The sequence below is a fragment of the Glutamicibacter creatinolyticus genome, from assembly GCF_006094275.1.
Lineage (GTDB): Bacteria > Actinomycetota > Actinomycetes > Actinomycetales > Micrococcaceae > Glutamicibacter > Glutamicibacter creatinolyticus.
Map to the genome: position 1 here is coordinate 1,903,707 of NZ_CP034412.1, position 24,283 is coordinate 1,927,989.

Annotated in this window: 20 protein-coding genes; 5 read left to right on the top strand and 15 right to left on the bottom strand. The window is 68.2% G+C overall.

Features of this window, described 5'->3' with window-relative positions:
- Window position 1: 1 nt before the first annotated feature.
- The 8 genes from GcLGCM259_RS08705 to GcLGCM259_RS08740 form a co-directional block, all read right to left on the bottom strand.
- Window positions 2–1,021 (bottom strand): gluconeogenesis factor YvcK family protein, encoded by a 1,020-nt coding sequence (locus tag GcLGCM259_RS08705; RefSeq protein ID WP_138926365.1) that lies wholly within the window; start codon window positions 1,019–1,021, stop codon window positions 2–4.
- Between the two features lie 13 nt (window positions 1,022–1,034).
- Window positions 1,035–1,928, bottom strand: coding sequence for an RNase adapter RapZ (gene rapZ / locus GcLGCM259_RS08710; protein ID WP_138177815.1), 894 nt, complete (start codon window positions 1,926–1,928; stop codon window positions 1,035–1,037).
- A gap of 9 nt (window positions 1,929–1,937) precedes the next feature.
- The gene (gene uvrC, locus GcLGCM259_RS08715) at window positions 1,938–3,875 is read right to left on the bottom strand and encodes an excinuclease ABC subunit UvrC (RefSeq protein ID WP_138926366.1); all 1,938 of its coding nucleotides are present in this window, start codon (window positions 3,873–3,875) and stop codon (window positions 1,938–1,940) included.
- Window positions 3,876–3,877: 2 nt separating this feature from the next.
- Window positions 3,878–4,549 carry a lysophospholipid acyltransferase family protein gene (locus tag GcLGCM259_RS08720; RefSeq protein WP_138177819.1) on the bottom strand — a complete coding sequence of 224 codons (672 nt, stop codon included), beginning with the start codon at window positions 4,547–4,549 and terminating at the stop codon, window positions 3,878–3,880.
- Entirely contained in the window at window positions 4,546–5,262 is a 717-nt protein-coding gene (locus GcLGCM259_RS08725; protein ID WP_138927214.1) for an HAD hydrolase-like protein, read from the bottom strand. Before GcLGCM259_RS08725 ends, GcLGCM259_RS08720 begins: the two co-directional genes overlap by 4 nt.
- Window positions 5,263–5,353: 91 nt before the next feature.
- Window positions 5,354–8,227 carry an excinuclease ABC subunit UvrA gene (uvrA, locus tag GcLGCM259_RS08730; protein ID WP_246049492.1) on the bottom strand — a complete coding sequence of 958 codons (2,874 nt, stop codon included), beginning with the start codon at window positions 8,225–8,227 and terminating at the stop codon, window positions 5,354–5,356.
- 96 nt (window positions 8,228–8,323) lie between these two features.
- Window positions 8,324–9,943 (bottom strand): BamB-related PQQ repeat family beta-propellar protein, encoded by a 1,620-nt coding sequence (locus GcLGCM259_RS08735; RefSeq protein ID WP_138926367.1) that lies wholly within the window; start codon window positions 9,941–9,943, stop codon window positions 8,324–8,326.
- Window positions 9,944–10,106: 163 nt separating this feature from the next.
- Window positions 10,107–10,502, bottom strand: a complete 396-nt coding sequence (locus GcLGCM259_RS08740; protein ID WP_246049495.1) for a GntR family transcriptional regulator — start codon at window positions 10,500–10,502, stop codon at window positions 10,107–10,109.
- 73 nt (window positions 10,503–10,575) lie between these two features.
- On the opposite strand from GcLGCM259_RS08740, the gene GcLGCM259_RS08745 reads away from it, so the two are divergent.
- Window positions 10,576–11,229, top strand: a complete 654-nt coding sequence (locus GcLGCM259_RS08745; protein ID WP_054821944.1) for an MBL fold metallo-hydrolase — start codon at window positions 10,576–10,578, stop codon at window positions 11,227–11,229.
- 15 nt (window positions 11,230–11,244) lie between these two features.
- Here the strand turns inward: GcLGCM259_RS08745 and GcLGCM259_RS08750 are convergent, their stop codons facing one another.
- Window positions 11,245–12,048, bottom strand: coding sequence for a methyltransferase domain-containing protein (locus tag GcLGCM259_RS08750; protein ID WP_138926368.1), 804 nt, complete (start codon window positions 12,046–12,048; stop codon window positions 11,245–11,247).
- A 76-nt stretch (window positions 12,049–12,124) separates the two neighbouring features.
- On the opposite strand from GcLGCM259_RS08750, the gene GcLGCM259_RS08755 reads away from it, so the two are divergent.
- A complete protein-coding gene (locus GcLGCM259_RS08755) occupies window positions 12,125–14,653 on the top strand; it encodes a DEAD/DEAH box helicase (protein WP_138926369.1) in 2,529 nt (842 codons plus the stop codon).
- On the opposite strand, the gene GcLGCM259_RS08760 is transcribed toward GcLGCM259_RS08755, so the two are convergent.
- Both GcLGCM259_RS08760 and GcLGCM259_RS08765 read right to left on the bottom strand, forming a co-directional pair.
- Window positions 14,650–15,639, bottom strand: a complete 990-nt coding sequence (locus GcLGCM259_RS08760; protein WP_175419372.1) for an NAD-dependent epimerase/dehydratase family protein — start codon at window positions 15,637–15,639, stop codon at window positions 14,650–14,652. The genes GcLGCM259_RS08755 and GcLGCM259_RS08760 overlap by 4 nt on opposite strands.
- 91 nt (window positions 15,640–15,730) lie before the next feature.
- Entirely contained in the window at window positions 15,731–16,483 is a 753-nt protein-coding gene (locus tag GcLGCM259_RS08765) for a metal-dependent hydrolase (RefSeq protein WP_138926370.1), read from the bottom strand.
- Window positions 16,484–16,546: 63 nt separating this feature from the next.
- Here GcLGCM259_RS08765 and GcLGCM259_RS08770 point away from each other — a divergent pair, with 63 nt between their 5' ends.
- Both GcLGCM259_RS08770 and GcLGCM259_RS08775 read left to right on the top strand, forming a co-directional pair.
- Complete coding sequence (locus tag GcLGCM259_RS08770) at window positions 16,547–17,023, top strand: GNAT family N-acetyltransferase (protein ID WP_138926371.1); 477 nt, start codon at window positions 16,547–16,549, stop codon at window positions 17,021–17,023.
- Entirely contained in the window at window positions 17,023–18,429 is a 1,407-nt protein-coding gene (locus GcLGCM259_RS08775) for an alpha/beta fold hydrolase (protein ID WP_217496523.1), read from the top strand. The genes GcLGCM259_RS08770 and GcLGCM259_RS08775 overlap by 1 nt, the downstream gene beginning before the upstream one ends.
- An 89-nt stretch (window positions 18,430–18,518) precedes the next feature.
- Here the strand turns inward: GcLGCM259_RS08775 and GcLGCM259_RS08780 are convergent, their stop codons facing one another.
- From GcLGCM259_RS08780 to GcLGCM259_RS08790, 3 genes are all read right to left on the bottom strand, one after another.
- Complete coding sequence (locus tag GcLGCM259_RS08780) at window positions 18,519–19,778, bottom strand: MFS transporter (RefSeq protein WP_138926372.1); 1,260 nt, start codon at window positions 19,776–19,778, stop codon at window positions 18,519–18,521.
- Between the two features lie 72 nt (window positions 19,779–19,850).
- Entirely contained in the window at window positions 19,851–20,312 is a 462-nt protein-coding gene (locus GcLGCM259_RS08785; RefSeq protein ID WP_138926373.1) for a MarR family winged helix-turn-helix transcriptional regulator, read from the bottom strand.
- Between the two features lie 190 nt (window positions 20,313–20,502).
- A complete protein-coding gene (locus GcLGCM259_RS08790; RefSeq protein ID WP_138926374.1) occupies window positions 20,503–21,522 on the bottom strand; it encodes a TerC/Alx family metal homeostasis membrane protein in 1,020 nt (339 codons plus the stop codon).
- A 276-nt stretch (window positions 21,523–21,798) separates the two neighbouring features.
- On the opposite strand from GcLGCM259_RS08790, the gene GcLGCM259_RS08795 reads away from it, so the two are divergent.
- Complete coding sequence (locus GcLGCM259_RS08795; RefSeq protein ID WP_138177843.1) at window positions 21,799–22,161, top strand: protease inhibitor I42 family protein; 363 nt, start codon at window positions 21,799–21,801, stop codon at window positions 22,159–22,161.
- A 24-nt stretch (window positions 22,162–22,185) separates the two neighbouring features.
- On the opposite strand, the gene uvrB is transcribed toward GcLGCM259_RS08795, so the two are convergent.
- Window positions 22,186–24,267 carry an excinuclease ABC subunit UvrB gene (uvrB, locus tag GcLGCM259_RS08800; protein ID WP_138177845.1) on the bottom strand — a complete coding sequence of 694 codons (2,082 nt, stop codon included), beginning with the start codon at window positions 24,265–24,267 and terminating at the stop codon, window positions 22,186–22,188.
- Window positions 24,268–24,283 lie beyond the last annotated feature (16 nt).

Genomic DNA, 24,283 nt, shown 5'->3' on the forward strand with positions numbered 1-24,283 from the left:
ACTACGAGCCGATGGCGGTGAACACTTCGTGGTAGGCCGCCGCGAGTCGCAACGGGTCGTGAACAGCACGACCGTCAGATACCCCTACTGTACCGAAAAAGACCCGGGCCCCGAGCTTTTGTGCTGCCAGCTCAAAGCGCTCCCGGTTCCCCACCTTGGATTCTTCGGCGATAATGGCGTCGAACTTCACCTCCGGCGCGTAGCGGGCAATCACCTCCAGGTGCGCGGTGCCATCCATCCCGCCGGTCTCGGCGGTATTCGTGGACAGGTTCATGGTCAGCAGCTTCTTGGCCGTCGTCGAGGCGATCGCCGAACGCATTTCGGGCAGCAGCAGGTGCGGCAGCACCGAGGTGTACCAAGAGCCCGGACCCAGCACCACCCAGTCGGCCAGGTCGATGGCTTCCAGCGCCTCGATGCACGCCGGGGCGCCTTCCGGCTCCAGGTTGACGTTGGTGACTAGGGCGTTGTTCCCGGCGGCGGCCAGATCGGCTTGCCCGTCGATGCGTCCGCGCACCAGGTTTCCGTCCTGCCCGGCCTGCAGCACCTCACCGTGGATGGTCAGCGGCACGGTACTCATCGGCAGCACCTGTCCGCGCGCGCCGAGCAGCGCCCCGGCCCAGCGCAGCCCGGCCACCGGGTCCTCCAGCAGTTCCCACAGCGCCAGGATCAGCAGGTTGCCCACCGCGTGCCCGTTCAGCGGCTCGGTCTCATTCGTCTTCGCCTCGAAACGGTGCTGCATGACGTCCCGCCACGTGCGCCCCCAGTCGTTATCGTCACATAGTGCGGCCAGCGCCATGCGCAGATCCCCGGGAGGCAGGACCGGGAAGGATTCGCGCAGCCGCCCGGAGCTTCCCCCGTCATCGGCGACGGTGACCACCGCGGTCAGCGACGTGGTCAGTCGGCGCAGTGCCGAGAGCGACGCCGACAGCCCGTGCCCGCCGCCCAGGGCCACGACGGATGGGTTGTAGGACTTGTCTCTGCTCAGCCCCTGGATGGGGATGGGCCCGGTTGCAAATGCCACGGTTTACCGCCGCCTATTCCCGGCCCAGGTCACGGTGGGTGACGTTGACGCGCACGTTGGGCAGCTGGGCCAGACGGCGGCCCAGCTCGATAGCGGTGGCTACCGAACGGTGCTTGCCGCCGGTGCAGCCCACGGCAATGGTGGCGTAGTGTTTGTTTTCACGCCGGTAGCCTTCAAAGACCGGTTCCAGGGCCTTGAGGTAGCTGACAATGAACTCCTCGGTGCCCGGGTGCTCCAGCACGTACTCGGCCACCTCGGCGTCCCGCCCGGTTTTCGGGCGCAGCTCGGGCACCCAGTGCGGGTTGGGGATGAAGCGCACGTCCGCAACGTAGTTCGCGTCGGTGGGCAGGCCGTACTTGAACCCGAAGCTCATCACGTTCACGCGCAGGATGATCGGCCCGGAGTCGCTGAACAGTTCGTTGACCGCACGGGCCAGGTCGTGCACCGACATGTCCGAGGAGTCCAGGACCACCTCGGCGGCTTCGCGCAGCTGCGCGGTGACGTCGCGTTCCCGGCGGATGCCGTCCAGGATGCGCCCGTCGGCCTGCAGCGGGTGGGGGCGGCGGCCCTGCTCGAAGCGGCGGACCAGCACGTCGTCGTGGGCGTCCAGGTAGAACAGCCGGTAGCCCACTCCCCCGGCGGTCAGTGCGGAGAGCGCCTCACGGATTTCGGGGAACAGGTCCTTGGAGCGCACGTCCATGACCACCGCGAGCTTGGGCAGCCCGCCCTGGGAGCGGCTCATCAGTTCGGTGAGCATGCCCAGCATGGCGGGGGGAAGGTTCTCCACCACGTACCAACCGAGGTCCTCCAGGGCGTGGGCGACGGTGGTGCGCCCGGCTCCGGACATGCCGGTGACGATTACCAGTTCTGACTCGGGGGGCTTTACTGTCTCATACTCGACGGTCATACCTCAAGGCTAGTCGAGAATTTCGCCGGTCGTCATGTTGACGGCGCCGGATGACTGACCTTCCAAGGATTCTTTGATCGTTTGCGCCAGCTTTTCACCTACGCCCTTGACCTGTGTTAACTCCTCGATGCTGGCGGCGCGGATCTTCTTCATGGAACCGAAGTGCTTGCGCAGCGCGGCCTGCTTGGCTGCGCCCAGTCCGGGGATCTTGTCCAGCTCGGATTCGATCATCGACTTCGAGCGCTTCTGCCGGTGGAAGGAGATCGCGAAGCGGTGCGCCTCGTCGCGCAGGCGCTGGACCAGGTACAGGGCCGCCGAGGCGCGCGGTAGGATCACCGGGAACGGGTCATCGGGCAGCCACAGCTCCTCCAGGCGCTTGGCCAATCCCACCACCGGAATGTCATCGATCCCCAAATCGTCCAGGGCCCGCTGCGCGGCGGCCACCTGCGGCGGGCCGCCGTCAACGATCACCAGTGAGGGCGGGTAGGCGAACTTGCGGGTTTCCGGCTCGCTGCCGTCGATCACCCCGCTGGTGAACTTCTTGGCGTCCACCTTGTCCTTCAGGTACCGGCTGAAGCGGCGGTGGATTACGTCGTACATGCTGGCGGTGTCATCGCGGGCCGCTTCCCCGGTGATGGCGAACTTGCGGTATTCGCTCTTTTTCGGCAGCCCGTCCTCGAACACCACCATGGAGGCGACCACGTTGGTGCCCTGCGTGTGGGAGGCGTCGTAGCATTCGATGCGCAGCAGCGCATCCTCGGTGCCCAGCGCCTCCTGCAGTTCCTGCAGCGCCGCCGAACGGGTGGAGATGTCCCCGGCCCGCTTGGACTTGTGCAGCCGCAGCGCCTGTTCGGCGTTGTCCACCACGGTCTTGGCCAGCGCCGCCTTGTCCCCGCGGCGCGCCACGCGCAGCGAGACCCGCGACCCGCGCAGTTCGCTGAGCCAGGTGGTCAGGTCGTTGATGTCCTCGGGCAGTTCGGGAACCAGGATTTCGCGCGGGATCCGGTCCGGGTGGTCCGCGTACACCTGGGTGAGCAGGTGCTCAACGAATTCGGCCATCGTGGTGTCGGTGACCTTCTCCACCACCCAGCCGCGCTGGGAGCGGATGCGCCCGTCGCGCACGTGGAAGACCTGCACGGCGGCTTCCAGCTCATCCTCGTGCACCCCGAAGATGTCGGCCTCGGTGCTTTCGGCCAGCACCACCGCGTTGCGTTCAAACACCCGCTTCAGCGCGGCAATGTCGTCACGGTAGCGGGCGGCCTGCTCGTACTCCAGCTCGGCGACGGCCTCGTTCATCTTCGTTTCCAGCTGGCGGACGAACTTGGTCGCCTCCCCGCCCATGAACGTGCACAGGTCATCGGCCAGCTGGCGGTGTTCCTCCACGCTGATCCGCCCGACGCAGGGGGCGGCGCACTTGTCGATGTACCCCAGCAGGCAGGGGCGCCCGGAGGCCTGGGCGCGGTTGAAGACCCCGGGTGAGCAGCTGCGTACCGGGAAGACGCGCAGCAGGGTGTCCAGGGTTTCGCGGATGGCCTTGGCCGGGTAGAACGGGCCGAAGTACTTCACGCCCTTGCGCTTGTCCCCGCGCATCACCAGGGCGCGCGGGAACTTCTCGTTCATCGTCACCGCCAGGTAGGGGTAGGACTTGTCGTCCCGGAAAACGATGTTGAAGCGCGGGTTGTACTCCTTGATCCAGGTGTACTCCAGCTGCAGCGCCTCCAGTTCGGAGGCCACCACGGTCCATTCCACGCTGGCGGCGGTGAACACCATCGCATGGGTTTTCGGGGTCAGCCGGGCCGGGTTGACGAAGTAGGAGGCCAACCGGTTGCGCAGCACCCGGGCCTTGCCCACATAGATGACCCGCCCGTGTTCGTCGCGGAAGCGGTACACCCCTGGGCGGGTGGGGATGTCCGAGGACTTGGGGCGGTAACTGGCCGGATCTGCCATGGCTACTTCGCGTCCGGGGGCAGCTGGTTGTAGGACTCCACCCGCTCCTGGCCGCTCAGTTCGGCGATCGCGTCCACGATCCGGTCGGTGGCCCGGCGCCGTTCGGGCAGCGGGTGCTTGCGCCCCATCTGCTCGAAGTACAACGGTTCACCGTAGTGGATGGAGAACTTGGTGGGGCGGATGCCCTTCTTGTCGGCCGGCTGCAGCTTTTCGGTGCCGATCAGCCCGACCGGGACCACCGGCGCACCGGTGGTCAACGCCAGCCAGCCCACCCCGGTACGCCCGCGGTAGAGCCGGCCGTCCCGCGACCGGGTGCCCTCCGGGTAGATGCCGATGCCGCTGCCGGAGTCCAGCACGTCGATCAGCGAGTCCAGCGCGGCCACGCTGGCGGCCTGCTCCCCGCGCTGCACCGGGATGGAGCCGACCGATTCGAAGAAGTTCTTCATCAGCTTGCCCTTCACCCCGGGGGTGGTGAAGTACTCGGCCTTGGCGAAGAACGCGACGTCACGGGGGGTCAGGGCCTGGATGATGATCGAGTCAAGGAAGGAGAGGTGGTTGGAGGCCACAATGAACGAACCCTCGGTGGGCACGTTGGACAGCCCGGTGATCTCGGGGCGGCACAGGGTGTGCAACGCCGCCCGGATCGATGAACGGGTCATCGTGTACAAGCTCATGGCCTGGTGCCTTCCTGTTCCAGTTCCTCATCGGCGGTGGCCGCCGGCTCCGCCCCGTTGGCCGCCGGCAGCAGCAGCGCCGCCAGCTGCTCGACGCTTTCCACGACGTGGTCGGCGACCTCAAGTTCGGCGCCCTGGGCGAAGCCCCACCGGACGCCGATGCTGCGCACCGCGTTCTCGCGGGCGGCATCCAAGTCATAATAGCGGTCCCCGACCACGACGCTGCCGGCCGGGTCCAGGTCCGCCTCACGCAGCGCGGCGGCCACGATGTGCGCCTTGCTGGAACCGTGGTTCCCGCCCTCGCCGAGGTTCCCGTGCACGGCATCGAGCAGGGGGCTCAGTTCCTGGACGTCCAGCAGCTGCCGGGCGATCGGCTCGGGTTTGGCGGTGGTGACCGCCACATGGATCCGCGCTTCGCGCAGCCGGTGCAGCAGCTCGCGGATTCCGGGGTAGACGCGGGATTCGGCCATGCCCGATTCGGCGTAGCGCTGCCGGTAGCTGGCGATCACCGCGTCAATGTTGTGCTCCCCGACCCCGTCCAGGGTGCGCAGCCCAATCTGCAGCGGCGGGCCGACCAGCGCGGCGACCCGCGCCTCCCCCGGATCCGGCAGGCCGTGGCTCACCAGCGCATGGCGGATGCCAGAGGTTATGGCTCCGGCCGGGTCCACCAGGGTCCCGTCCAGATCGAAAAGAACACTTGAAACCGACAACATCACCTAGTCATTCTCGCATGCCCGCGCCCCGGCCCCGGCCATCCATGCCCGTGGGGGCATACGCAGGTGGCGCTGGCGGGCCGGGCGCCGGCTACGGAAGGATCTCGGCCAGGAAGCGTCCGGTGTGCGATTCGGGCACCTTTGCCACCGCTTCGGGGGTGCCGGTGGCCATCAGCTGCCCGCCCCCGGAGCCGCCCTCCGGGCCCAGGTCGATGACCCAGTCGGTGGACTTGATGACATCCAGGTTGTGCTCGATGGTCAGCACCGTGTTGCCCTTGTCGACCAGGCCCTGCAGCACCTTCAGCAGCTTGCGGATGTCCTCGAAGTGCAGCCCGGTGGTCGGCTCGTCCAGCACGTAGATGGACCGCCCATTGGAGCGCTTCTGCAGTTCCGCGGCCAGCTTCACGCGCTGGGCCTCACCGCCGGAAAGGGTGGTGGCCGGCTGGCCCAGGCGCACATAGCCCAGCCCGACGTCCACCAGGGTGTTCAGGTGCCGGGCGATCGGGGTGAAGGCGCTGAAGAACTCGGCGGCCTCGCTGATTGGCATGTCCAGCACGTCGGCGATGTTCTTGCCCTTGTAGAGCACCTGCAGGGTTTCGCGGTTGTAGCGCGCCCCATGGCAGACCTCGCACGGCACGTACACGTCGGGCAGGAAGTTCATCTCGATCTTCAAGGTGCCGTCACCCGAGCAGGCCTCGCAGCGTCCCCCCTTGACGTTGAAGGAGAAGCGCCCGGGCATGTAGCCGCGCAGCTTGGCCTCATTGGTTTCGGCGAACAGCTTGCGGATGTGGTCGAACACCCCGGTGTAGGTGGCCGGGTTCGAGCGCGGGGTGCGCCCGATCGGCGACTGGTCCACGTGCACCACCTTGTCCAGGTGTTCCAGGCCCTGCACCCGAGTGTGCCGGCCGGGCACCTGCTTGGCGCCGTTGAGCTTGTTCGCCAGCACCTTGTACAGGATGTCGTTGACCAGGGTCGACTTGCCCGAGCCGGACACGCCGGTGACGGCGGTGAACACGCCCAGCGGGAAGTCCACGGTCAGGTCCTGCAGGTTGTTCTCCTTGGCGCCGACGACCTTCAGCATCCGCTTCTTGTCGACCTTGCGGCGGTTTTCGGGCACCTCGATCCTGCGCCGCCCGGCCAGGTAGTCGCCGGTCAGCGACAGCTCGTTGCGCTTCAGCTCCTCCAGGGACCCGGAGTGCACCACGGTGCCGCCGTGCTCCCCGGCGCCCGGGCCGATGTCCACGATCCAGTCTGCCTCGGCAATGGTGTCCTCGTCGTGCTCGACCACGATCAGCGTGTTGCCCAGGGAGCGCAGCCGGATCAGGGTCTCGATCAGCCGGCGGTTGTCGCGCTGGTGCAGCCCGATCGACGGTTCGTCCAGCACGTAGAGCACCCCGACCAGCCCGGAGCCGATCTGGGTGGCCAGGCGGATGCGCTGGGCCTCGCCGCCGGAGAGCGTGCCGGCGGCCCGCTCCAGGGTCAGGTACTCCAGGCCCACGTCCAGCAGGAAGCGCATGCGCGCCCCGATTTCCTTGAGCACCTGCGCGGCGATCTGCGCCTCGCGTTCGCTCATCTGGACGGTTTCCATGAACTGGGCGGCGCTGCGCAGGTCCATGGCACACACCTCGGCGATGGACTTGCCGCCCACCAGCACGGAGAGCGAGGCCGGGTTCAGCCGCGCTCCGTTGCAGGTCGGGCACGGGATCTGGCGCATGTACTGCTCGTAGCGGTCCCGGGCGTGGTCGGACTCGGTTTCCTGGTGCTTGCGGTGCACGTAGGCGATGACGCCCTCAAAACCGGTGGTGTACTTGCGCTCGCGCCCGAACCGGTTGCGGTACTGCACCACGACCTTGTGGTCCTTGCCGTTGAGGATCGCGTTGCGGGCCTTGGCCGGCAGGTCCTTCCAGCGGGTGTCCATGGAAAAGCCCAGGTCCTTGCCCAGGCCCTCGATCAGCCGGTTCCAGTATTCGGTGGTGGCCTTGCCCAGCGACCAGGGGGCGATCGCCCCGTCGGCCAGCTTCACCTCGTCATCGGGCACGATCAGCGCCTCGTCGACCTCCAGCTTGGTGCCGATGCCGCTGCAGGCCGCGCAGGCACCGAACGGGTTGTTGAAGGAGAAGGTGCGCGGTTCGATCTCGTCGATCGCCAGCGGGTGCTCATTCGGGCAGGCCAGGTTCTCGGAAAACGCGCGCACCCGCTGCGGGTCATCGGCGTCCAGGTCCACGAAGTCCACCAGCACGCGCCCGTCGGCCAGGCCCAGCGCGGTCTCAATGGAATCGGTCAGCCGCTGGCGCACGGTGTCGTTGATCGCCAGGCGGTCCACGACCACCTCAATGGTGTGCTTGTACTGCTTGGCCAGCTTCGGCGGGTCGGTCAGCTGGATGGTTTCCCCGTCGACGCGGGCGCGGGCGTAGCCCTTGGCGGACAGCTCGGAGAACAGGTCCACGAACTCGCCCTTGCGGGCGCGCACCACCGGGGCGAGCACCTGGAAGCGGGTGCGTTCGGGCAGTTCCAGCAGCTGGTCCACGATCTGCTGCGGGGTCTGCTTGGAGATCGGCTCCCCGCAGACCGGGCAGTGCGGGTGGCCGACGCGCGCCCAGAGCAGGCGCATGTAGTCGTACACCTCGGTGATGGTGCCCACGGTGGAGCGCGGGTTGCGGCTGGTGGACTTCTGGTCGATCGACACCGCCGGGGACAGGCCCTCGATGAAGTCCACATCCGGCTTGTCCACCTGGCCCAGGAACATGCGGGCGTAGGCGGAGAGGGACTCAACGTAGCGGCGCTGGCCCTCGGCGAAGATGGTGTCAAAAGCCAGGGAGGACTTGCCGGACCCGGAGAGCCCGGTGAACACGATCATTGCATCGCGCGGCAGGTCAAGGTCCACATTCTTCAGGTTGTGCTCACGGGCACCCCTGACCACCAGGTGCGACAAATCAAGTGAAGTAGTCTCTGCAGTAATAGCCACCAGCCCATACTAATCGAAAACTGGTTCGAATAAGAGTGCCGTTGGGCACATCTTCCGGTGACGTGTCCCGCTCCCGGCGAGCGCCGCCGGCAGGCGCTACCGCTGCGTTTGCCGGGGCACGTCGGGCTCGCCCGGAGCCGGTTCGGCCGGCGGCATCCGGTAGGCGGTCATCCCCTGGGGCCCGGCCAGCACCACCACCTGCTGCTGGTCGTGCCCGGTGCGCACGAACTCGGCGTAGCGCGGCGGCACTGTGCCGGGTTTGAGGGTGTCGCGGTCGCAGGGGTGGATCGCGTCCTCGCCGTTGAGGTAGCGCGGCTCCCGGTCCCCGGGGATCGGCAATTCCAGCGTTTCACGCGCCGTCGTGCACAGCACGCTCTGGCCCAGCACCTGCCCCAGTTCGCGTACGTTTCCGGTGGCGATCTCAATGGCGCGCCACCCCTGGGGCAGCGGCAGGATGGCGTGTTCGGTGTCGGACAGGATCCGTGCCCGCGGTTTGATCAGCTCCCGGGTGCGCTTCAGCTCCGGCAGCCCGTGGCTCCACTGTTCGGCGCCGGTGCGGGCGTCCAGGGCGGTGACCCGCCATTTCAGGCCGGTGAGCACGCTTTGGCGGGTGTCGCTGTCCGATTCGAGGATGGAGGACATGCCGCTGTCGATGGTGCACAGCACCACGGTGCGCCGTGCGTCGGTGACCCAGTCGGTGAAGATCCCCTGGCAGTAGGCTTCCGCCCCGGGCTGGCGCCACAGCACCGTGCCGCTGGCCGCGTCCACCCCGATGCTCATGTAGTCGCTGGCCAGATCGAGCAGGTAGGTGCCGCTACTGGCCCGGTTGTGGGCGCGCGAACCGCTGCCGATCAGCGTGTCGGACGGTTCGCTGGCCAGGGTCCAGGTCCATCCGGAGTCGGAGGAGTACCCGGTGGCGAACGCCTTCTCGTAGGGCTGCTTCCAGAGGATTTTGCCGTTCCGGGCGTAGGCGAGCTGTTCCTTGTTTGGCCCGCGCTGCCCGGTGGCCGACAGCCCGTGCCCCAGCAGGCGGGAGTCCTCATCCGGCAGGGGCACCGGCAGCTGGGCGGGCGGCACCGCTGTCCAGCTGCCGCCGCTCGCGTCGAAGCGGTATTGCCTCGCCCCGCGCCGGTTGACCGAGTCGTTGGTGCCCTCGGTGCACCAGCTGGTGGCGCAGGGCTGGGGCCTGCTCCCCCAGTAGTGTTCGCCCCACCCCGGTGCCAGCTGCCGGCCGGTGTCGGTGTTCAGCACCACTAGTCGGGCGCCCTGCTGCCCGTCGGGGATCTGCACGGCCACCGTGTCCTGCCCGCCGATGCTCACGCTGTCCAATCCCACCGGCACCCCGGAGGGGTCATTGCCCGGGTAGGCCCGGCGCTGCCAGGCCAGTTTGCCGCTGTGCAGCTCCCGTGCGGTGAGGTACAGCTTGTTCTTTTCATGGGTGTACGCCAGCACCCGTTGGCCGACCACGAGGCTCTGGCTGAGCAGCGCATCCTGGCTGTCCCACAGTTTGGTGGCCGGTTTCGCCAGGCGCTCGGCCTGCGCCGCCGCCTGGCGCTCCCGGTCGGGCTGCCCGCCGTCCTGCCCGGCCACGCAGCCGGTGAAGGCCAGCGTGCCGGCCAGTGCGGCGGCCAAAAACAGCGGGGCCCGTGTGCCCCGGTGCGGGGGTGCGGCGGCAGCTTCGGGCGGGGCGGCGGTGGCGGCTGGACTGCGGTGCATGATGGCCCTCCTGGTTCACCGGCGGGGCCGGTGCTGATCGGTGGGCTCATCCTATGGCGGGGAAAAAATCTGTGCGGAGGATATCCACAGCCGGGGCCTGCCGCCGGTCCGCCGGGGGTGGGAGGTGGGGCCGCAAGCCGGTCCGGCGGGCCGGCCGGGGACCCTAGCGCGGCAGCGAGCTGAAGGCGGCGCGCAGGTACTGTATCGCCTTATCCTCGGTGACGTTCCACAGCTGGCAGGCCCGGGCCAGGTCGGCGGCGGCGTCGGTGACCTCCTGCACGCCGCGTTCGGCGCTGGCCTGCACGATGGTGCCGTGCCGTCCCCGGGTGACCACCGCGCCCTGGGCCTCGAGCTCCTTGTACACCTTGGCGACCGTGTTCGTGGCCAGGGACAGCTGCTCGGCCAGGGCCCGCACGGAGGGCAGCTTGGTTCCCGGGGCGAGCTTGCCCCCGGCGATCGCCGCCAGGATCTGTTCGCGCACCTGCTGGTAGGGGGCGGTGGGATCCTGCGCGTCGATCGTGATGAACCCGAGGCTGTCCATGGCTGCTGTCACTTCCATTTCATCGAAAAGCTAAATCGTTGTTCCCTTGAGCCTATCGCCTTGCCCCGGGTGCCGGACGTAGGGTGGGGGCATGAATACCTTGGATCTTGACGACGTGATCATTCGCCAGATAAGCGTTTCCGACATGGACAACAACGTCTACCTGCTCACCGAGAAAGCCAGCGGCAAGCAGCTGCTGGTGGACGCGGCCGATGACTGGTCGGCGATCTCGGCGATGATCGAGCAGGCCGCCGGGGACGGGCCCGAACCGGAGCTGGTGGGCATCGCCACCACCCACCAGCATTGGGACCATGTGCGGGCGCTGTCCCAGGCGCATCAGGCGCACCCGGTGCCGACCTACGCCGGGGCCGAGGATGCGGCGCAGATCGAGCAGCATAGCGGGGTGGCGACCAGCAACCCGGTCAAGCACGGGGACCGGCTGCCGCTGGGGGACGTGGTGATCGACTGCGTGCACCTGCGCGGGCACACCCCCGGTTCGATCGCCTACGTGGTGCGGGATTCCTCGGGCAGGATCGCGATCCTCAGCGGGGATTCGCTCTTCCCCGGCGGAGTGGGCAACACCGGGGAAGATCCCCAGCGTTTCATGCAGCTGTTCGCCGATGTCAGTGAGCGGCTCTTTGGCGCCTACCCGGATGAGGCGGTGGTGCTGCCCGGGCATGGGGATTCCACCACCCTGGGCCAGGAGCGCCCGCACCTGGAGGAATGGCAGGAACGCGGCTGGTAGCCGGCCCGGGACCGGCTAGCTTCCCGGCCGTCCGAGCTTCTGCCCGACCATGAAGATCCGGCGGAACGGGAAGTTGGTCAGCTGCTGCCCGCCGGCGACCTCGATGCGCCGGTAGTGCCCGCCGACCGCCTGGCGGTAGTCGTCTTCGAAGCGCCGGTAGTCCTCCGGGTCCAGAGCGGCCTTCACCGGCAGCAGGGCGGTGCCGCGCACCCAGTCCAGGATCGGGTCGCTGCCGGTGAGCAGCTGCTGGTAGCTGGTCTCCCACACGTCGGCGGTGAACCCTTCCTCAATCAGCAGCCGCTGGTAGTCCGCCGGCGCGGCGACCGCGTCGGCGCGGCGCAGCACCCCGGCCAGCTTGGCGGACCAGTCGGGGCGTTCGGCGACCTGGCGCATCACCGCGTGGGAGGGCGAGTCGAAGTTGCCCGGCACCTGGATGGCGATGGCCGCCTCGCTTTCCAGCTGCCGCAGCCAGCCCCGCAGCAGCTGCAGGTGCCCGGGGATCCACTGCAGCATGGCGTTGGAGAACAGCAGGTCGATCGTGTCATCGGCCTGCCACGAGGTGGCGTCGGCCAGCTCAAAGCGCAGGTTCGGCGGGTTGTCTCCGGCGTGGGCGGTGTCAATCATCTGCCGGGAAGAGTCCAGTCCCAGCACCAGCGCCTCGGGCCAGCGTTCGGCCAGCAGCCTGGTCATGTTCCCCGGCCCGCAGCCCAGGTCCACGATTTTCTTTGGCGCCAGGTGCTCCACCCGCGCCATCAAATCCAGGTAGGGCCGCCCCCGGTAGTCGGCGAATTCGGTGTATGTGCTCGGCTCCCACTTCATAACCTAAGTTTATTGCCGCACACTGCGCCACGACTAGGGTCTGTTAACAGTTCGCAACCGTTAGGCTGGAAGCATCATGATGCTCACTGACTTGCTGCCGGCAGACCCGAACAACGTCTCCGACGAGGAAATCTACGAGGCCTTCGGCCGCTGGGTTTCCGACCGCGGAATCACCCTCTACCCCGCCCAGGATGAGGCGTCCCTGAACCTGGTGGCGGGGAACAACGTCATCCTGGCCACCCCGACCGGTTCGGGCAAGTCGCTGGTGGCGGTCGCCGCCCACTTCTACGCCATGTGCCGCGACCAGGTCAGCTTCTACACCGCGCCGATCAAGGCGCTGGTTTCGGAGAAGTTCTTCGATCTGTGCAAGATCTTCGGCGCCGAGAACGTCGGGATGCTCACCGGGGATTCGGCGGTGAACGCCGATGCGCCGATCATCTGCTGCACCGCCGAGATCCTGGCCAACATTGCGCTGCGTGAGGGTTCGCGCGCCGATGTGGGCGTGGTGGTGATGGACGAATTCCACTTCTACGCCGACCCGCAGCGCGGCTGGGCCTGGCAGGTGCCGCTGATCGAGCTGCCCCAGTCCCAGTTCCTGCTGATGAGCGCCACCCTGGGCGATGTGACCCGCTTCGAACGTGAACTGAGCGAACGCACCGGGCGCGAGACCACCACCATCGCGCACACCGAACGCCCGATCCCGCTGCACTTCTACTACTCCATGGACCCGGTGCAGGAGGCGGTCGACGAGTTGATCAAGACCCGCCAGGTGCCGATCTACATTGTGCACTTCTCCCAGCTGGACGCGATCGACCGCGCCACCGGGCTGATGAGCATCAACGTCGCCACCCGCGAGGAGAAGGAGAAGATCGCGCAGCTGATCGGCGGGTTCCGCTTCGCCGCCGGGTTCGGCAAGACCCTGAACCGCCTGGTGCGCCACGGCATCGGGGTGCACCACGCCGGGATGCTGCCCAAGTACCGCCGCCTGGTCGAGCAGCTGGCGCAGGCCGGGCTGCTGAAGGTCATCTGCGGCACCGACACCCTGGGGGTGGGCATCAACGTGCCGATCCGCACCGTGGTGATCACCGCGCTGTCCAAGTTCGACGGGACCCGCACCCGGCTGCTGAACGCCCGCGAATTCCACCAGATCGCCGGGCGGGCCGGGCGCGCCGGGTTCGACACCGCCGGCACCGTGCTGGTCCAGGCCCCCGAGCACGCGATCGAGAACGCCAGGGCGATGGCCAAGGCGGTGAAGAAGCACGGCGACGGTTCCTCCAAGCTGCGCCAGATCCCGAAGAAGAAGCCGCCGCAGGGCTTTGTCAGCTGGGGTGAGAAGACGTTCGAGAAGATCGTGCACGCCGCCCCGGAAACCCTGCGCTCCTCCTTCCAGGTGTCGCACTCGATGATCCTGAACCTGCTCGAGCGCGAGGACAACGCGTTCGAGGCCGCGAACCGGCTGCTGAGCGAAAACCATGAGCCGCCGGCCGTCCAGCGCCGGCTGAAGCTGCGCGCCCTGGGGATCCTGCGCGAACTGCTGGCCACCGGGGTGGTGGTGCGCAACGCGGAACCGGACCAGTACGGCAACCACTATGCGCTGACCGTGCACCTGCAGCAGAACTTTGCGCTGAACCAGCCGCTGTCCCCGTTCGCCCTGGCCGCCCTGGAACTGTTCGACCCGGAGTCGGCCAGCTACGCGCTGGACGCGGTCTCGGTGATCGAGGCGACCCTGGAAAAGCCGCGCCAGGTGCTCTCCGCCCAGGAGAAGAAGGCCCGCGGGGAGGCGGTCGCCCAGATGAAGGCCGACGGGATCGAATACGACCAGCGGATGAACATCCTGGACACCATCAGCTACCCGCAGCCGCTGGCCGAGCAGCTGGAGTCCGCGTTCGAACAGTACCGGGCCGGCGCCCCGTGGCTGGCCGACTTCGAGCTCGCCCCGAAGTCGGTGGTGCGCGACATGTACGAACGCGCCATGGGCTTCTCCGACTTCGTGCAGTACTACCAGCTGGCCCGCTCCGAGGGCGTGCTGCTGCGCTACCTGACCGATGCCTACAAGGCGCTGCGCCAGAGCGTGCCGCAGGATGCGCTGCGTGAGGACCTGGTGGACCTGATCGAGTGGCTGGGCGAGATGATCCGCCAGATCGACTCCTCGCTGCTCGATGAGTGGGAGGAGCTCTCGCGCGGTGAGCTGGTTGAGGAGACCGAGATCGCCCCGCCGGCCCCGGAGAACCTGACCAGCAACATGCGCGCGTTCCGGGTCATGGTGCGCAACGAGATGTTCCGCAGGGTCAAGCTGTTCGCCGACGAGCAGGAGGCGGCGCTGGGCGAGCTGGACGGGCACAACGGGTTCGACGCCGACGCCTGGGCCGAGGTAATGGACCAGTACTTCGAGGAGCACGAGGACATCGACGACGGGCCTGGCGCCCGCAGCCCGAAGCTGTTCCTGGTCACCGAGAAACCCAACCGCATCTGGCAGGTGCGCCAGATCTTCGCCGATCCGCAGCAGAACCACGACTGGGGCATCAACGCCACCATCTCGCTGGATGAGTCCGACGAGGCCGGTCACCCGGTGGTCACGGTGACCTCGGTGGGGCGCCTGGACTAGCGCGGCCCGGGCCCGGGCACGCCCAGGATCCGCAGTTCCTCCGCCCGGCTCAACCCGGTTGGTGCGGCCGTCTCCGCCCCGGCCCCCAGTACCGACCGGGCACTGTCCGCCACCGGGCGCACCCGCAGCCCGGCCCGCCGGGCCGGGGCGTGGTCCCGGTCCATCAGCGCGGTCAGCTGCGCGGGCAGCCACAGCGGCAGCGACCGGGGCCCGGACCACGGTTCGATGCGGTGCGCGGCCAGCTGCTCGGGGCTCAGCCAGCGCACCGCCGGAGCCGGCGGGCCGAGCGTTGCCACGAGCCGGTCGATGAACTGCGCACGGGTCATGACCGGGCCGACGGCATCGCACACCAGTTGGCGGCGCCCGTCGGCCAGCAGCAGGATCCAGTCGGCCAAATCCCGCGCGTCGATGAACTGCACCGGGTCGTCCCGGGGTTCGGGGGCGATGAACGGGTGCCCGTCGGCGGCGGCCGCGGCCAGGCGCAGCGGCCAGTAGCTGAAGCGCCCGGTCCGGTCCCCCGGCCCGATGATCAGTCCCGGGCGCAGGATCGTGAAGCTCGTGGCGTGCGCGGCCACCAGCTGCTCGCAACCCACCTTCATCCCGCCATAGGACTGCGGGGAGTCAATCGAAACGTCCTGGCCGATCGCCGGCACCAGCCGCTCATCCGGCCCGGCCGCATCCCCGGCCCGCGGGTCGGCGTACACGTTGAGCGTGGAAATGAAGATCCAATGCCCCGCGTGCAGCCCCTGCAGGGCCCGGCGCACGTGGCTGGGCTGCCCCAAGACGTCCACCACCACATCGAAGCGGGCCCCGGCCAGGGCGGCGGGCGCCGCGTCCTTGCGGTCCCAGCGCACGAACCGGCAGCCGGCGGGCGGGCGGCCGCTCACGCCGCGGCTGGCGCAGGTGACCTGGTGCCCGGCGGCGAGCGCGGCGGCGGCCAGGTGGCGGGAGAGGAACCCGGTGCCGCCCAGGATCAACAGTTTCATTGGCCCAGTCAACCAAGCGGCGGCGGGATTGGGAAGGGGCAGGGGGCAGGCCGCCCGGGCTTTTCCTGCCGCCCCGGTGGTCCGGCGGTGCCTAGTGCAGCAGCAGCGCGACGGTCACATAGGAGGTCAGCGCGCTGGCCAGCACCCATTCGGCGTTCGAGCCGGTCGCCCCGAGCACCGGCACCGCCACCCGGCCGTTGGCCTTCCAGCATCCGCCGATCCCCGGCAGGCGGCGGAACCAGCGAGGGGCCTTGAAGCGGATCGGCCACAGCAGGTTCACCCCGCCGATGGTGAGCATGTCCCCCAGCAGGTGCACCCCGGCGCCCAGCACCACCGCCAGGAAGAACCAGGAACGCTCATCGGGGGCGTTCATTCCCACGAACGCGGCCCCGGCCAGGGCGATCACCCAGCACAGCAGCGCCGGCATGAACTTCATGGTCTTCACGGCGAAGGAGATCAGCAGCACCGCGAACACGGCGGCGCCGGGGTAGACCACCCCCAGGCCCGCGGTGTGGACCGACCACTTGTCCAGCACCCAGGCCAGCAGCGCGAACGCGCCGACCCCCAGCAGCGAGTGGGTGCCGTTGCGGTGTCCCCCGGAGATTGTGCAGACCAGGCGGGTGACCAGGTTGGAGATCGGCGGCAGGGAGCGGGCGATGGTCGCCGAGGGGTGGTCCGCGTCGGGCAGCATGGCCGCCCCGGCGCACACGATCGCCCCGGCCAGCGTCTCCCACTGGTTCATCTCGAACAGCCCGAGCCCCAGGTTCACCGGTCCGAGGTCCACCTGTGTTGTTATTGCCAGCCACGCGGCCGCGCCGCTCATGGCGTGGTGTCCACCCATCATGGATTCAACCTTAGAACGTATGTACGACACTTCCCGAGCCGCGACAGGGGTAACCTTAGACACATGTCAACCGTGAGAATTGCGCAGAAGCACGACTGTGCCCGCATCCTGGAGCTGATCCATGAGCTGGCCGTCTACGAAAAGGAACCGGACGCGGTGAAGAACACCGTCGCAGACCTGCAGGAGCACCTGTTCGGCGTCAACCCGCAGGTCTTCGCCCACGTGGCAGAGGACGCCACCGGGCAGGTGGCCGGGGTGGCGATCTGGTACCTGACCTATTCGACGTGGGAGGGCCGGCACGGGATCCACCTGGAGGACCTGGTGGTGCGGGAGTCCGCCCGCGGGCAGGGGCTGGGCAGCGCGCTGCTGAAGGAGTTGGCGCGGATCGCCGTCGAGCGCGGGTACCGGCGCCTGGAGTGGGCGGTGCTGGACTGGAACGCCCCGGCGATCGGCTTCTACGACGCCATCGGCTCCAGCTCCCTGGACGGCTGGACCACCCGCCGGCTGGACGGTGCGGCGCTGGCGAAGGCGGGTGCCTGATGGAGTACCGCGGCATGCACGTCACCGACCACTGGGTCCAGGTGCCGCTGGATCACCAGAACCCGCACGGGGAGCAGATCAGCGTCTACGCCCGTGAGGTGAGCACCGATCCGGCCAAGCCCTGGCTGCTGTATCTGCAGGGCGGGCCCGGCGGCAGGTCCCCGCGCCCGGCCTCGCTCTCGGGCTGGCTGGCGGAGGCGGTCAAGCATTTTAGGGTGCTGCTGCTGGACCAGCGCGGCACCGGGCTGTCCACCCCGGCCAATCGCCAGTCCCTGGCGCTGCGCGGGGACGCGGCCGCCCAGGCGCACTACCTGCGCTTCTTCCGGGCCGATTCGATCGTGCGCGACGCGGAGGCGCTGCGCACGGCGCTGGGCATCGAACGCTGGAGCACGCTGGGCCAGAGCTATGGCGGGTTCTGCACGCTGAGCTACCTCTCGCTCTTCCCGCAGTCCCTCCAGCGCTGCCTGATCACCGGCGGGCTGGCCTCGCTCACCGCCGACGCGGACACCGTCTACCGGGCCACCTACCGCAGGATGGCCGAACGCAACGCCGAGTACTTCACCTGGTACCCGCAGGACCGCCAGGTGCTGCGGCGCATCTACCGCCATGTGCGCACCTTCCACGATGAACGCCTGCCCGATGGGCGGCCGGTGACGGTCCCGCTGGTGCAGATGCTCGGGCAGTACCTGGGCGGGAACACCCGGGTGCATTCGCTGCACCATGTGCTGCAGGAGGCGTTCATCGACACCCCGGGCGGGCCGCGGCTGTCGGACACGTTCCTGGGGGTGCTCTACGACCAGGCCCGCCGCGCCGCGAACCCGCTCTACGCGGTGCTGCACGAATCGATCTACGCCCAGGGCCAGGCCACCAACTGGGCCGCGGAACGGGTGCTGGAGGAATTCGCGGAATTCAGCCCGCAGGCCGAGGTGCCGCTGCTGACCGGTGAGATGGTGTACCGCTGGTACTTCGCCGAGGACCCGGCGCTGCGCCCGCTGGAGGAGACCGCCCGGCTGCTGGCCGAATACGAGCACTTCACCCCGCTGTACGACCTGCAGGTGCTGGCCCGGAACCAGGTCCCGGTGGCCGCCGCGGTCTACCATGACGACGTCTACGTGGACCGCGAGCTCTCCCTGGACACCGCCAGCCGGGTGCGGGGCCTGCAGACCTGGGTGACCAAGGCGTTCCACCACGATGGGATCGCCGACGAGGGCGCGTACATCTTCAAGCGGCTGCTGGACATGACCAACGGCGTTGACCCGGATGCGGCGCTGAAGTCCGCCACCGGCCACGGCTCCCCCGGCGCCGCCGTCGCGGACCCCGCCGCCGAGGACACTGCCGCCAAAGATACCGCCACCGAAGACACCACCGCGCCGGACACCACGGCACAGGGCGCCACCGGGAACTGACCGGCGCCCGCGGCACGAACAACGCCCTGCCCCGCGCATCAGTGGATGCGTGGGGCAGGGCGTGGTCCTGTCCTTGGGAGGACTGGCCGTCAGGCGTCCGCGGCGGTGAGGTCCTCGGCGACCTCCTGTTCGCTCTCATGCGAGACGCCGATGTGGCTCAGCGTGTGCCCGGCGAAGGCCAGCACCAGGATCGCCACCACGATCGACCCGGCGCCGAACCAGTACGGCGCGCCGGCCCCCAGGGCGGTGGCCAGCGGACCGGCCACGGCCGGGGCGATCGCCCCGCCCAGGAAGCGCACCCCGGAGTAGGTGGAGCTGGCCACGTTGCGCGGCAGGTCGGTGGCCTCCATCACGGCCTCGGTCAGCGCCGTGTTCATCACGCCCAGCGCCAGGCCGGCGACGACGATCAGCACGATCAGGACCACCAGGTCCTCGTGGAAGACGGCCATCGCGCCCAGGATCACGGCCAGCGCGCCGAGCATCGTGAACAGGGTGGGACGCAGCCCGAAGTTGCGGGTCAGCGGCGGGGCCACCAGCACCGAGGTGACCGCCAGGGCCAGGCCCCAGCCGAAGAACACCAGACCCAGCTCGTGGGCGCCGAATTCCATGCCCTGGGCGTGTGCGGCGGCCTCCAGCGGGAACGGCGAGTAGGCCAGCAGCACGAAGAACCCGAAGTTGTAGAACACGGCGGTGACCGCCAGCGCCAGCAGCGCCTTGTTGCGCAGCGCCCGGAACCCGGCCAGCAGGGACACCTGCACCGGCGCCTGGGTGGGGGCGCGCAGGAACGCCAGGATCGCGACCAGGCCGATGGCCATCAGCACGGCGGTGCCGAAGAACGGCCCGCGCCAGGAGATGTCGCCCAGCATGCCGCCCAGCAGCGGACCGGTGGCCATGCCCACGCCCAGTGCGGCCTCATAGAGCACGATCGCCTGGCGGCTGCCGCCGCTGGCGGCGCCGACGATGGCCGCCAACGCGGTGGAGATGAACAGCGCGTTGCCCAGCCCCCAGCCGGCGCGGTAGCCCAGGATCTGGTTGACGCTGCCGCTGGCCCCGGCCAGGGCGGCAAAGGCCACGATCAGCACCAGGCCGGTCAGCAGGGTGCGCTTCACGCCGATGCGGGCCGAGACCCAGCTGGTGAAGAACATCGCGATGCCGGTGATGAACAGGTAGCTGGTGAACAGCAGCATCGTCTGCGAGGCGCTGGCCTCCAGTTCGCGGCTGATGGCCGGCAGGATCGGATCGACCAGGCCGATCCCCATGAAGGAGACCATGCAGGCAAAGGCGATCGCCCATACCGATCCGGGCTGTCGCCATAGTGAGGGCTTGCTAGCGGTACTCGTGTGGATCATCTTCTTTCTGTACGTTTGGTTCTCACAAAATCCGTGGGCGCCGGCCGCGGTCCGCGCCGCGGCCGGCGCGGGTCAGGTCAGCTGGGATTCGAGGCTGGCCACCATCCGGGTGTACAGCTGCTGCGCCTGGCGCAGCGTGTCGAGCTCCGCCTGGCTCATCTGCCCCAGCGCCTGGGACAGGGCGGCGGTGGCGTGGGCGCGGTAGCCCTGCAACGCGGCTTGTCCCTGCCCGGTGATCTCCACCAGGGCGGCGCGCCGGTCCTGCGGGTCCGCCGAGCGGGTGACCAGCCCTTCGCGTTCCAGGCGGCCCACCAGGCCGGTCATGGTCGGCTGGGCGATCCGCTCGTGCCCGGCCAAATCCCCCACCCGTTGGGCGCCGTGGCGATCCAGCGTGGAGAGCACCCGCCAGGCGGTCACCGAGCGGCCCTGCCCGGCCACCCGTCCCAGCAGCCGGCTCATGAACGCCGCGGAGGTGGAGATCTGCGAGGCGAGCTCGGCGAAGTTCGCGGCGTCGGAGGCTGGCTGGTCTGTCATGGGTACCAGTATAGAAGAAATTACATAGCATGGCTATGTAAGAGCGTGGAGTGTGACTCTCCTCATCACCGGCCGGGGTGCGCGGGGGCGCCGGGCATGCCAAGGGCCGGGACGGATGATCCGTCCCGGCCCTTGGCGCGGTGGGAGGCCTAGTGCCGGCGGCCCGTGCCGGCCGGCTCCCCCGCGGGTGTTACTTCTCGTCCTTCGCTGCGGCCTCGGCCTCGGCGCGGGCCGCGGCACGGCGTCCGAGCGGGGTCCACAGCGACATGACGGTGGCGACCACGATGGTGGAGGCGATCACGATCAGCGACAAGCTGGTGCTGATATCCGGCACCCACTCGATCGGCTGGCCGCCGTTGAGGAACGGCAGCTCGTTCTCGTGCAGTGCGTGGAAGATCAGCTTCACGCCGATGAACGCCAGGATGAAGCTGAGCGCGTGCTTCAGGAAGACCAGTCGGTTCATCAGCCCGCCCAGCAGGAAGTACAGCTGGCGCAGGCCCATCAGCGCGAAGATGTTCGCGGTGAACACGATGAACGCGGACTGGGTCAGCCCGAAGATCGCCGGGATCGAGTCAACGGCGAACAGCAGGTCGGTCATGCCGATGGTAATGAAGACCATCACCATGGGGGTGAACATCTTCTTCCCGTCGACCTTGGTGCGCAGCTTGTTCCCGTCGTAGTCGTTGGCGATCGGCAGCTTGCTGGTCAGCCGCTTGACCAGACCGGATTCGCTTTCCTCGTCCTCGTCATCGTCCTTCAGCTGGTGCCAGGCGGTCCACAGCAGGAAGGCGCCGAAGATGTAGAAGATCCAGGACAGGTGCTCGATCAGGGTCGCGCCCAGCAGGATGAAGACCGCGCGCAGGATCAGCGCGATGATGATGCCGAACATCAGCACTTCCTGCTGGTACTTCCGCGGGACCGAGAAGCGGGTCATGATGATGATGAAGACGAACAGGTTGTCGATCGACAACGAGTATTCGGTGATCCAGCCGGCGTAGAATTCCTGGCCCAGCTGCGGACCGGCCTGCCACCACAGGATGCCACCGAAGATCACGGCCAGCATGACGTAGAAGGCGACGAACAGGCCGGCTTCCTTCATGGAGGGCTCGTGCGGCCGGCGGACCACGTACAACAGGTCCAAAAGCAGGATCACGCACAGCGCGGCCAGCGAGATGATTTCAAATTGGAGGGTTAACCCTGAAACGCCCACAGAAAAGTAGCCTTTCGTCGTAAGGGTAGGACAAGGGAACCGAAGGTCTCTCCGCCGTCACAAGATCGTGTTGTGTTCGGCTGCTGCATCCGGCGGAACTTCCTCGTCCCACGTGTTGACGTTCACAGCATTTGGGATACTCCCCTACGTACGAGAAACCATTGTATCCCATCCCCCCGTCCCGGCCCATGGCCCCGGCCACCCCGCACCGCCACGCGCCGACACATCCATCCACGCCAGCGCCGCGGGCGGCGGCGTAGGCCGTAGGATGGATGAATGGAACAAATCGAGACCGACGGCAGCGCCAACCTCGAGGTCAGCCGCGGAACCCGAATCCATTTGGTAATGCCGGTCCCGGATGCCAGCGGCTTGTTGTGGACGCTGACCGAATGCGGCCAGGGACTGATGGTCGAGCGGGAGCCGGGCACGATCCGCCAGCAGCCCGACGGCAACGGCGCCGCCAAGCGCACCGTCCCGCGGCACCTGGACGCGTCACAGCGCGCGGACCAGGCCACCGCCACCCACGTGGCCTCGCTGCGCGCGATTACCGCCGGATACTGGTCGGTGGAGCTGCAGCTGAGCCGGGCGTGGGAGAACCGCACCGCCCAGGTGCGCCGCTTCACCGTCACCGTCATCTAGCCGCGGCCCGCACCGGGCGTGGCGCTAGGCGTGCCCGGCGCCCTTCATCTGGCGCAGCTCCTTCTTCAGCTCGGAGACCTCGTCGCGCAGCCGGGCGGCAAGCTCGAACTGCAGTTCGGCGGCCGCCGCATGCATCTGCTCGGTCATCTGCTCGATCATCCCCACCAGGTCCTCGGCCGGGGCGGCGGCCAGCCCGTCGCTGCGCACCGGGGCGGACTTGCGCTTGGCGCCCTTGGCCAGCCGGTTGTTGTTCAGCAGCTCCTGGGTGTCGGCGTCCTCGCGGGCCAGCTGGTCGGTGATGTCCGCGATCTTCTTGCGCAGCGGCTGCGGGTCGATGCCGTGCTCCTCGTTGTGCGCCTGCTGGATCGCCCGGCGCCGGTTGGTCTCCTCGATCGCCTGGGCCATCGCGTCGGTCACCTTGTCCGCATACATGAACACCTGACCCGAGACGTTGCGCGCCGCACGCCCGATCGTCTGGATCAGCGAGGTCGCCGAGCGCAGGAAGCCCTGCTTGTCCGCGTCCAGGATCGCCACCAGGGACACCTCGGGCAAGTCCAGGCCCTCACGCAGCAGGTTGATGCCCACCAGCACGTCGAAGGAGCCCATGCGCAGTTCGCGCAGCAGCTCCACCCGCCGGATCGTGTCCACATCCGAGTGCAGGTACTGCACCCGGACCTGGTGTTCGGTCAGGTAGTCGGTCAAGTCCTCGGCCATCCGCTTGGTCAGCGTAGTCACCAGCACGCGCTCGTCGCGCTCCACGCGCACCCGGATCTCATCGAGCAGGTCATCGATCTGCCCCTTGGTCGGCTTGACGATGATCTGCGGGTCCACCAGGCCGGTGGGGCGGATGATCTGCTCCACCACCCCGTCGGACTTGCCCAGCTCGTACTTGCCCGGGGTCGCAGAGAGGTACACCGTCTGCCCGATCCGCTCCAGGAACTCGTCCCACTTCAGCGGCCGGTTGTCCATGGCGCTGGGCAGCCGGAAGCCGTGCTCGACCAGGGTGCGCTTGCGGGACATGTCCCCCTCGTACATCGCCCCGATCTGCGGGACGGTCACGTGCGACTCGTCGATCACCAGCAGGAAGTCATCCGGGAAGTAGTCCAGCAGGCAGTGCGGGGCCGAACCGGCCTCACGCCCGTCAATGTGCCGCGAGTAGTTCTCGATCCCGTTGCAGAAGCCCATCTGCTCCATCATTTCCAGGTCATAGGTGGTGCGCATGCGCAGCCGCTGGGCCTCGACGAGCTTGTTCTGCTGCTCCAGCTCCGCCAGCCGTTCGGCCAGCTCATCCTCGATCGACTTGATCGCCCGGTTCATCCGCTCCGCACCGGCCACATAGTGGCTGGCCGGGAACACGTACATCTCGTCCTCCTCCCGCACCACTTCCCCGGTCACCGGGTGCAGGGTGTGGATCGCGTCGACCTCGTCGCCGAAGAACTCGATGCGCACCGCCAGCTCCTCGTACATCGGGATGATCTCCACCGTGTCCCCGCGCACCCGGAAGGTGCCGCGGTGGAAGTCCATGTCGTTGCGGGTGTACTGCATGGCCACGAACTGGCGCAGCATGTCGTCCCGGTTCAGCTGCATGCCGCGGCGCAGGGTGACCATCCCGGCGACGTATTCCTCCGGGGTGCCCAGGCCGTAGATGCACGAGACGGTGGCGACCACGATCGTGTCGCGGCGGGTGAGCAGCGAGTTCGTCGCCGAGTGGCGCAGCCGCTCCACCTCCTCGTTGATCGAGGAGTCCTTCTCGATGAAGGTATCGGTCTGCGGCACGTAGGCCTCGGGCTGGTAGTAGTCGTAGTAGGAGACGAAGTACTCCACCGCGTTGTTCGGCAGCAGTTCACGAAATTCGTTGGCCAGCTGCGCGGCCAGGGTCTTGTTCTGCACCATCACCAGGGTGGGGCGCTGCACCTGCTCCACCAGCCAGGCGGTGGTGGCGGACTTGCCGGTGCCGGTGGCGCCCATCAGCACAATGTCCTTCTCGCCGGCCTTGATGCGTTCGGCCAGCTCGGCGATCGCCTGCGGCTGGTCCCCGGCAGGCTGGTACTCGCTGATGACTTCAAAGGGGGCGACGACGCGCTTGATCGGCTGTGCAAGGCTCATGCACCCAGCATAACGA

Excerpts from the sequence above, each read along its gene's own strand:
- GcLGCM259_RS08780 (WP_138926372.1), bottom strand. The coding sequence starts at position 19,778 with ATGATCCACACGAGTACCGCTAGCAAGCCCTCACTATGGCGACAGCCC.
- rapZ (WP_138177815.1), bottom strand. The coding sequence starts at position 1,928 with ATGACCGTCGAGTATGAGACAGTAAAGCCCCCCGAGTCAGAACTGGTA.
- GcLGCM259_RS08740 (WP_246049495.1), bottom strand. The coding sequence starts at position 10,502 with ATGGAAGTGACAGCAGCCATGGACAGCCTCGGGTTCATCACGATCGAC.
- GcLGCM259_RS08775 (WP_217496523.1), top strand. The coding sequence starts at position 17,023 with ATGGAGTACCGCGGCATGCACGTCACCGACCACTGGGTCCAGGTGCCG.
- GcLGCM259_RS08760 (WP_175419372.1), bottom strand. The coding sequence starts at position 15,639 with ATGAAACTGTTGATCCTGGGCGGCACCGGGTTCCTCTCCCGCCACCTG.
- GcLGCM259_RS08735 (WP_138926367.1), bottom strand. The coding sequence starts at position 9,943 with ATGCACCGCAGTCCAGCCGCCACCGCCGCCCCGCCCGAAGCTGCCGCC.
- GcLGCM259_RS08795 (WP_138177843.1), top strand. The coding sequence starts at position 21,799 with ATGGAACAAATCGAGACCGACGGCAGCGCCAACCTCGAGGTCAGCCGC.
- GcLGCM259_RS08725 (WP_138927214.1), bottom strand. The coding sequence starts at position 5,262 with ATGTTGTCGGTTTCAAGTGTTCTTTTCGATCTGGACGGGACCCTGGTG.
- GcLGCM259_RS08785 (WP_138926373.1), bottom strand. The coding sequence starts at position 20,312 with ATGACAGACCAGCCAGCCTCCGACGCCGCGAACTTCGCCGAGCTCGCC.
- GcLGCM259_RS08755 (WP_138926369.1), top strand. The coding sequence starts at position 12,125 with ATGATGCTCACTGACTTGCTGCCGGCAGACCCGAACAACGTCTCCGAC.
- GcLGCM259_RS08770 (WP_138926371.1), top strand. The coding sequence starts at position 16,547 with ATGTCAACCGTGAGAATTGCGCAGAAGCACGACTGTGCCCGCATCCTG.
- GcLGCM259_RS08750 (WP_138926368.1), bottom strand. The coding sequence starts at position 12,048 with ATGAAGTGGGAGCCGAGCACATACACCGAATTCGCCGACTACCGGGGG.
- uvrB (WP_138177845.1), bottom strand. The coding sequence starts at position 24,267 with ATGAGCCTTGCACAGCCGATCAAGCGCGTCGTCGCCCCCTTTGAAGTC.
- GcLGCM259_RS08765 (WP_138926370.1), bottom strand. The coding sequence starts at position 16,483 with ATGATGGGTGGACACCACGCCATGAGCGGCGCGGCCGCGTGGCTGGCA.
- GcLGCM259_RS08720 (WP_138177819.1), bottom strand. The coding sequence starts at position 4,549 with ATGAGCTTGTACACGATGACCCGTTCATCGATCCGGGCGGCGTTGCAC.
- uvrC (WP_138926366.1), bottom strand. The coding sequence starts at position 3,875 with ATGGCAGATCCGGCCAGTTACCGCCCCAAGTCCTCGGACATCCCCACC.
- GcLGCM259_RS08745 (WP_054821944.1), top strand. The coding sequence starts at position 10,576 with ATGAATACCTTGGATCTTGACGACGTGATCATTCGCCAGATAAGCGTT.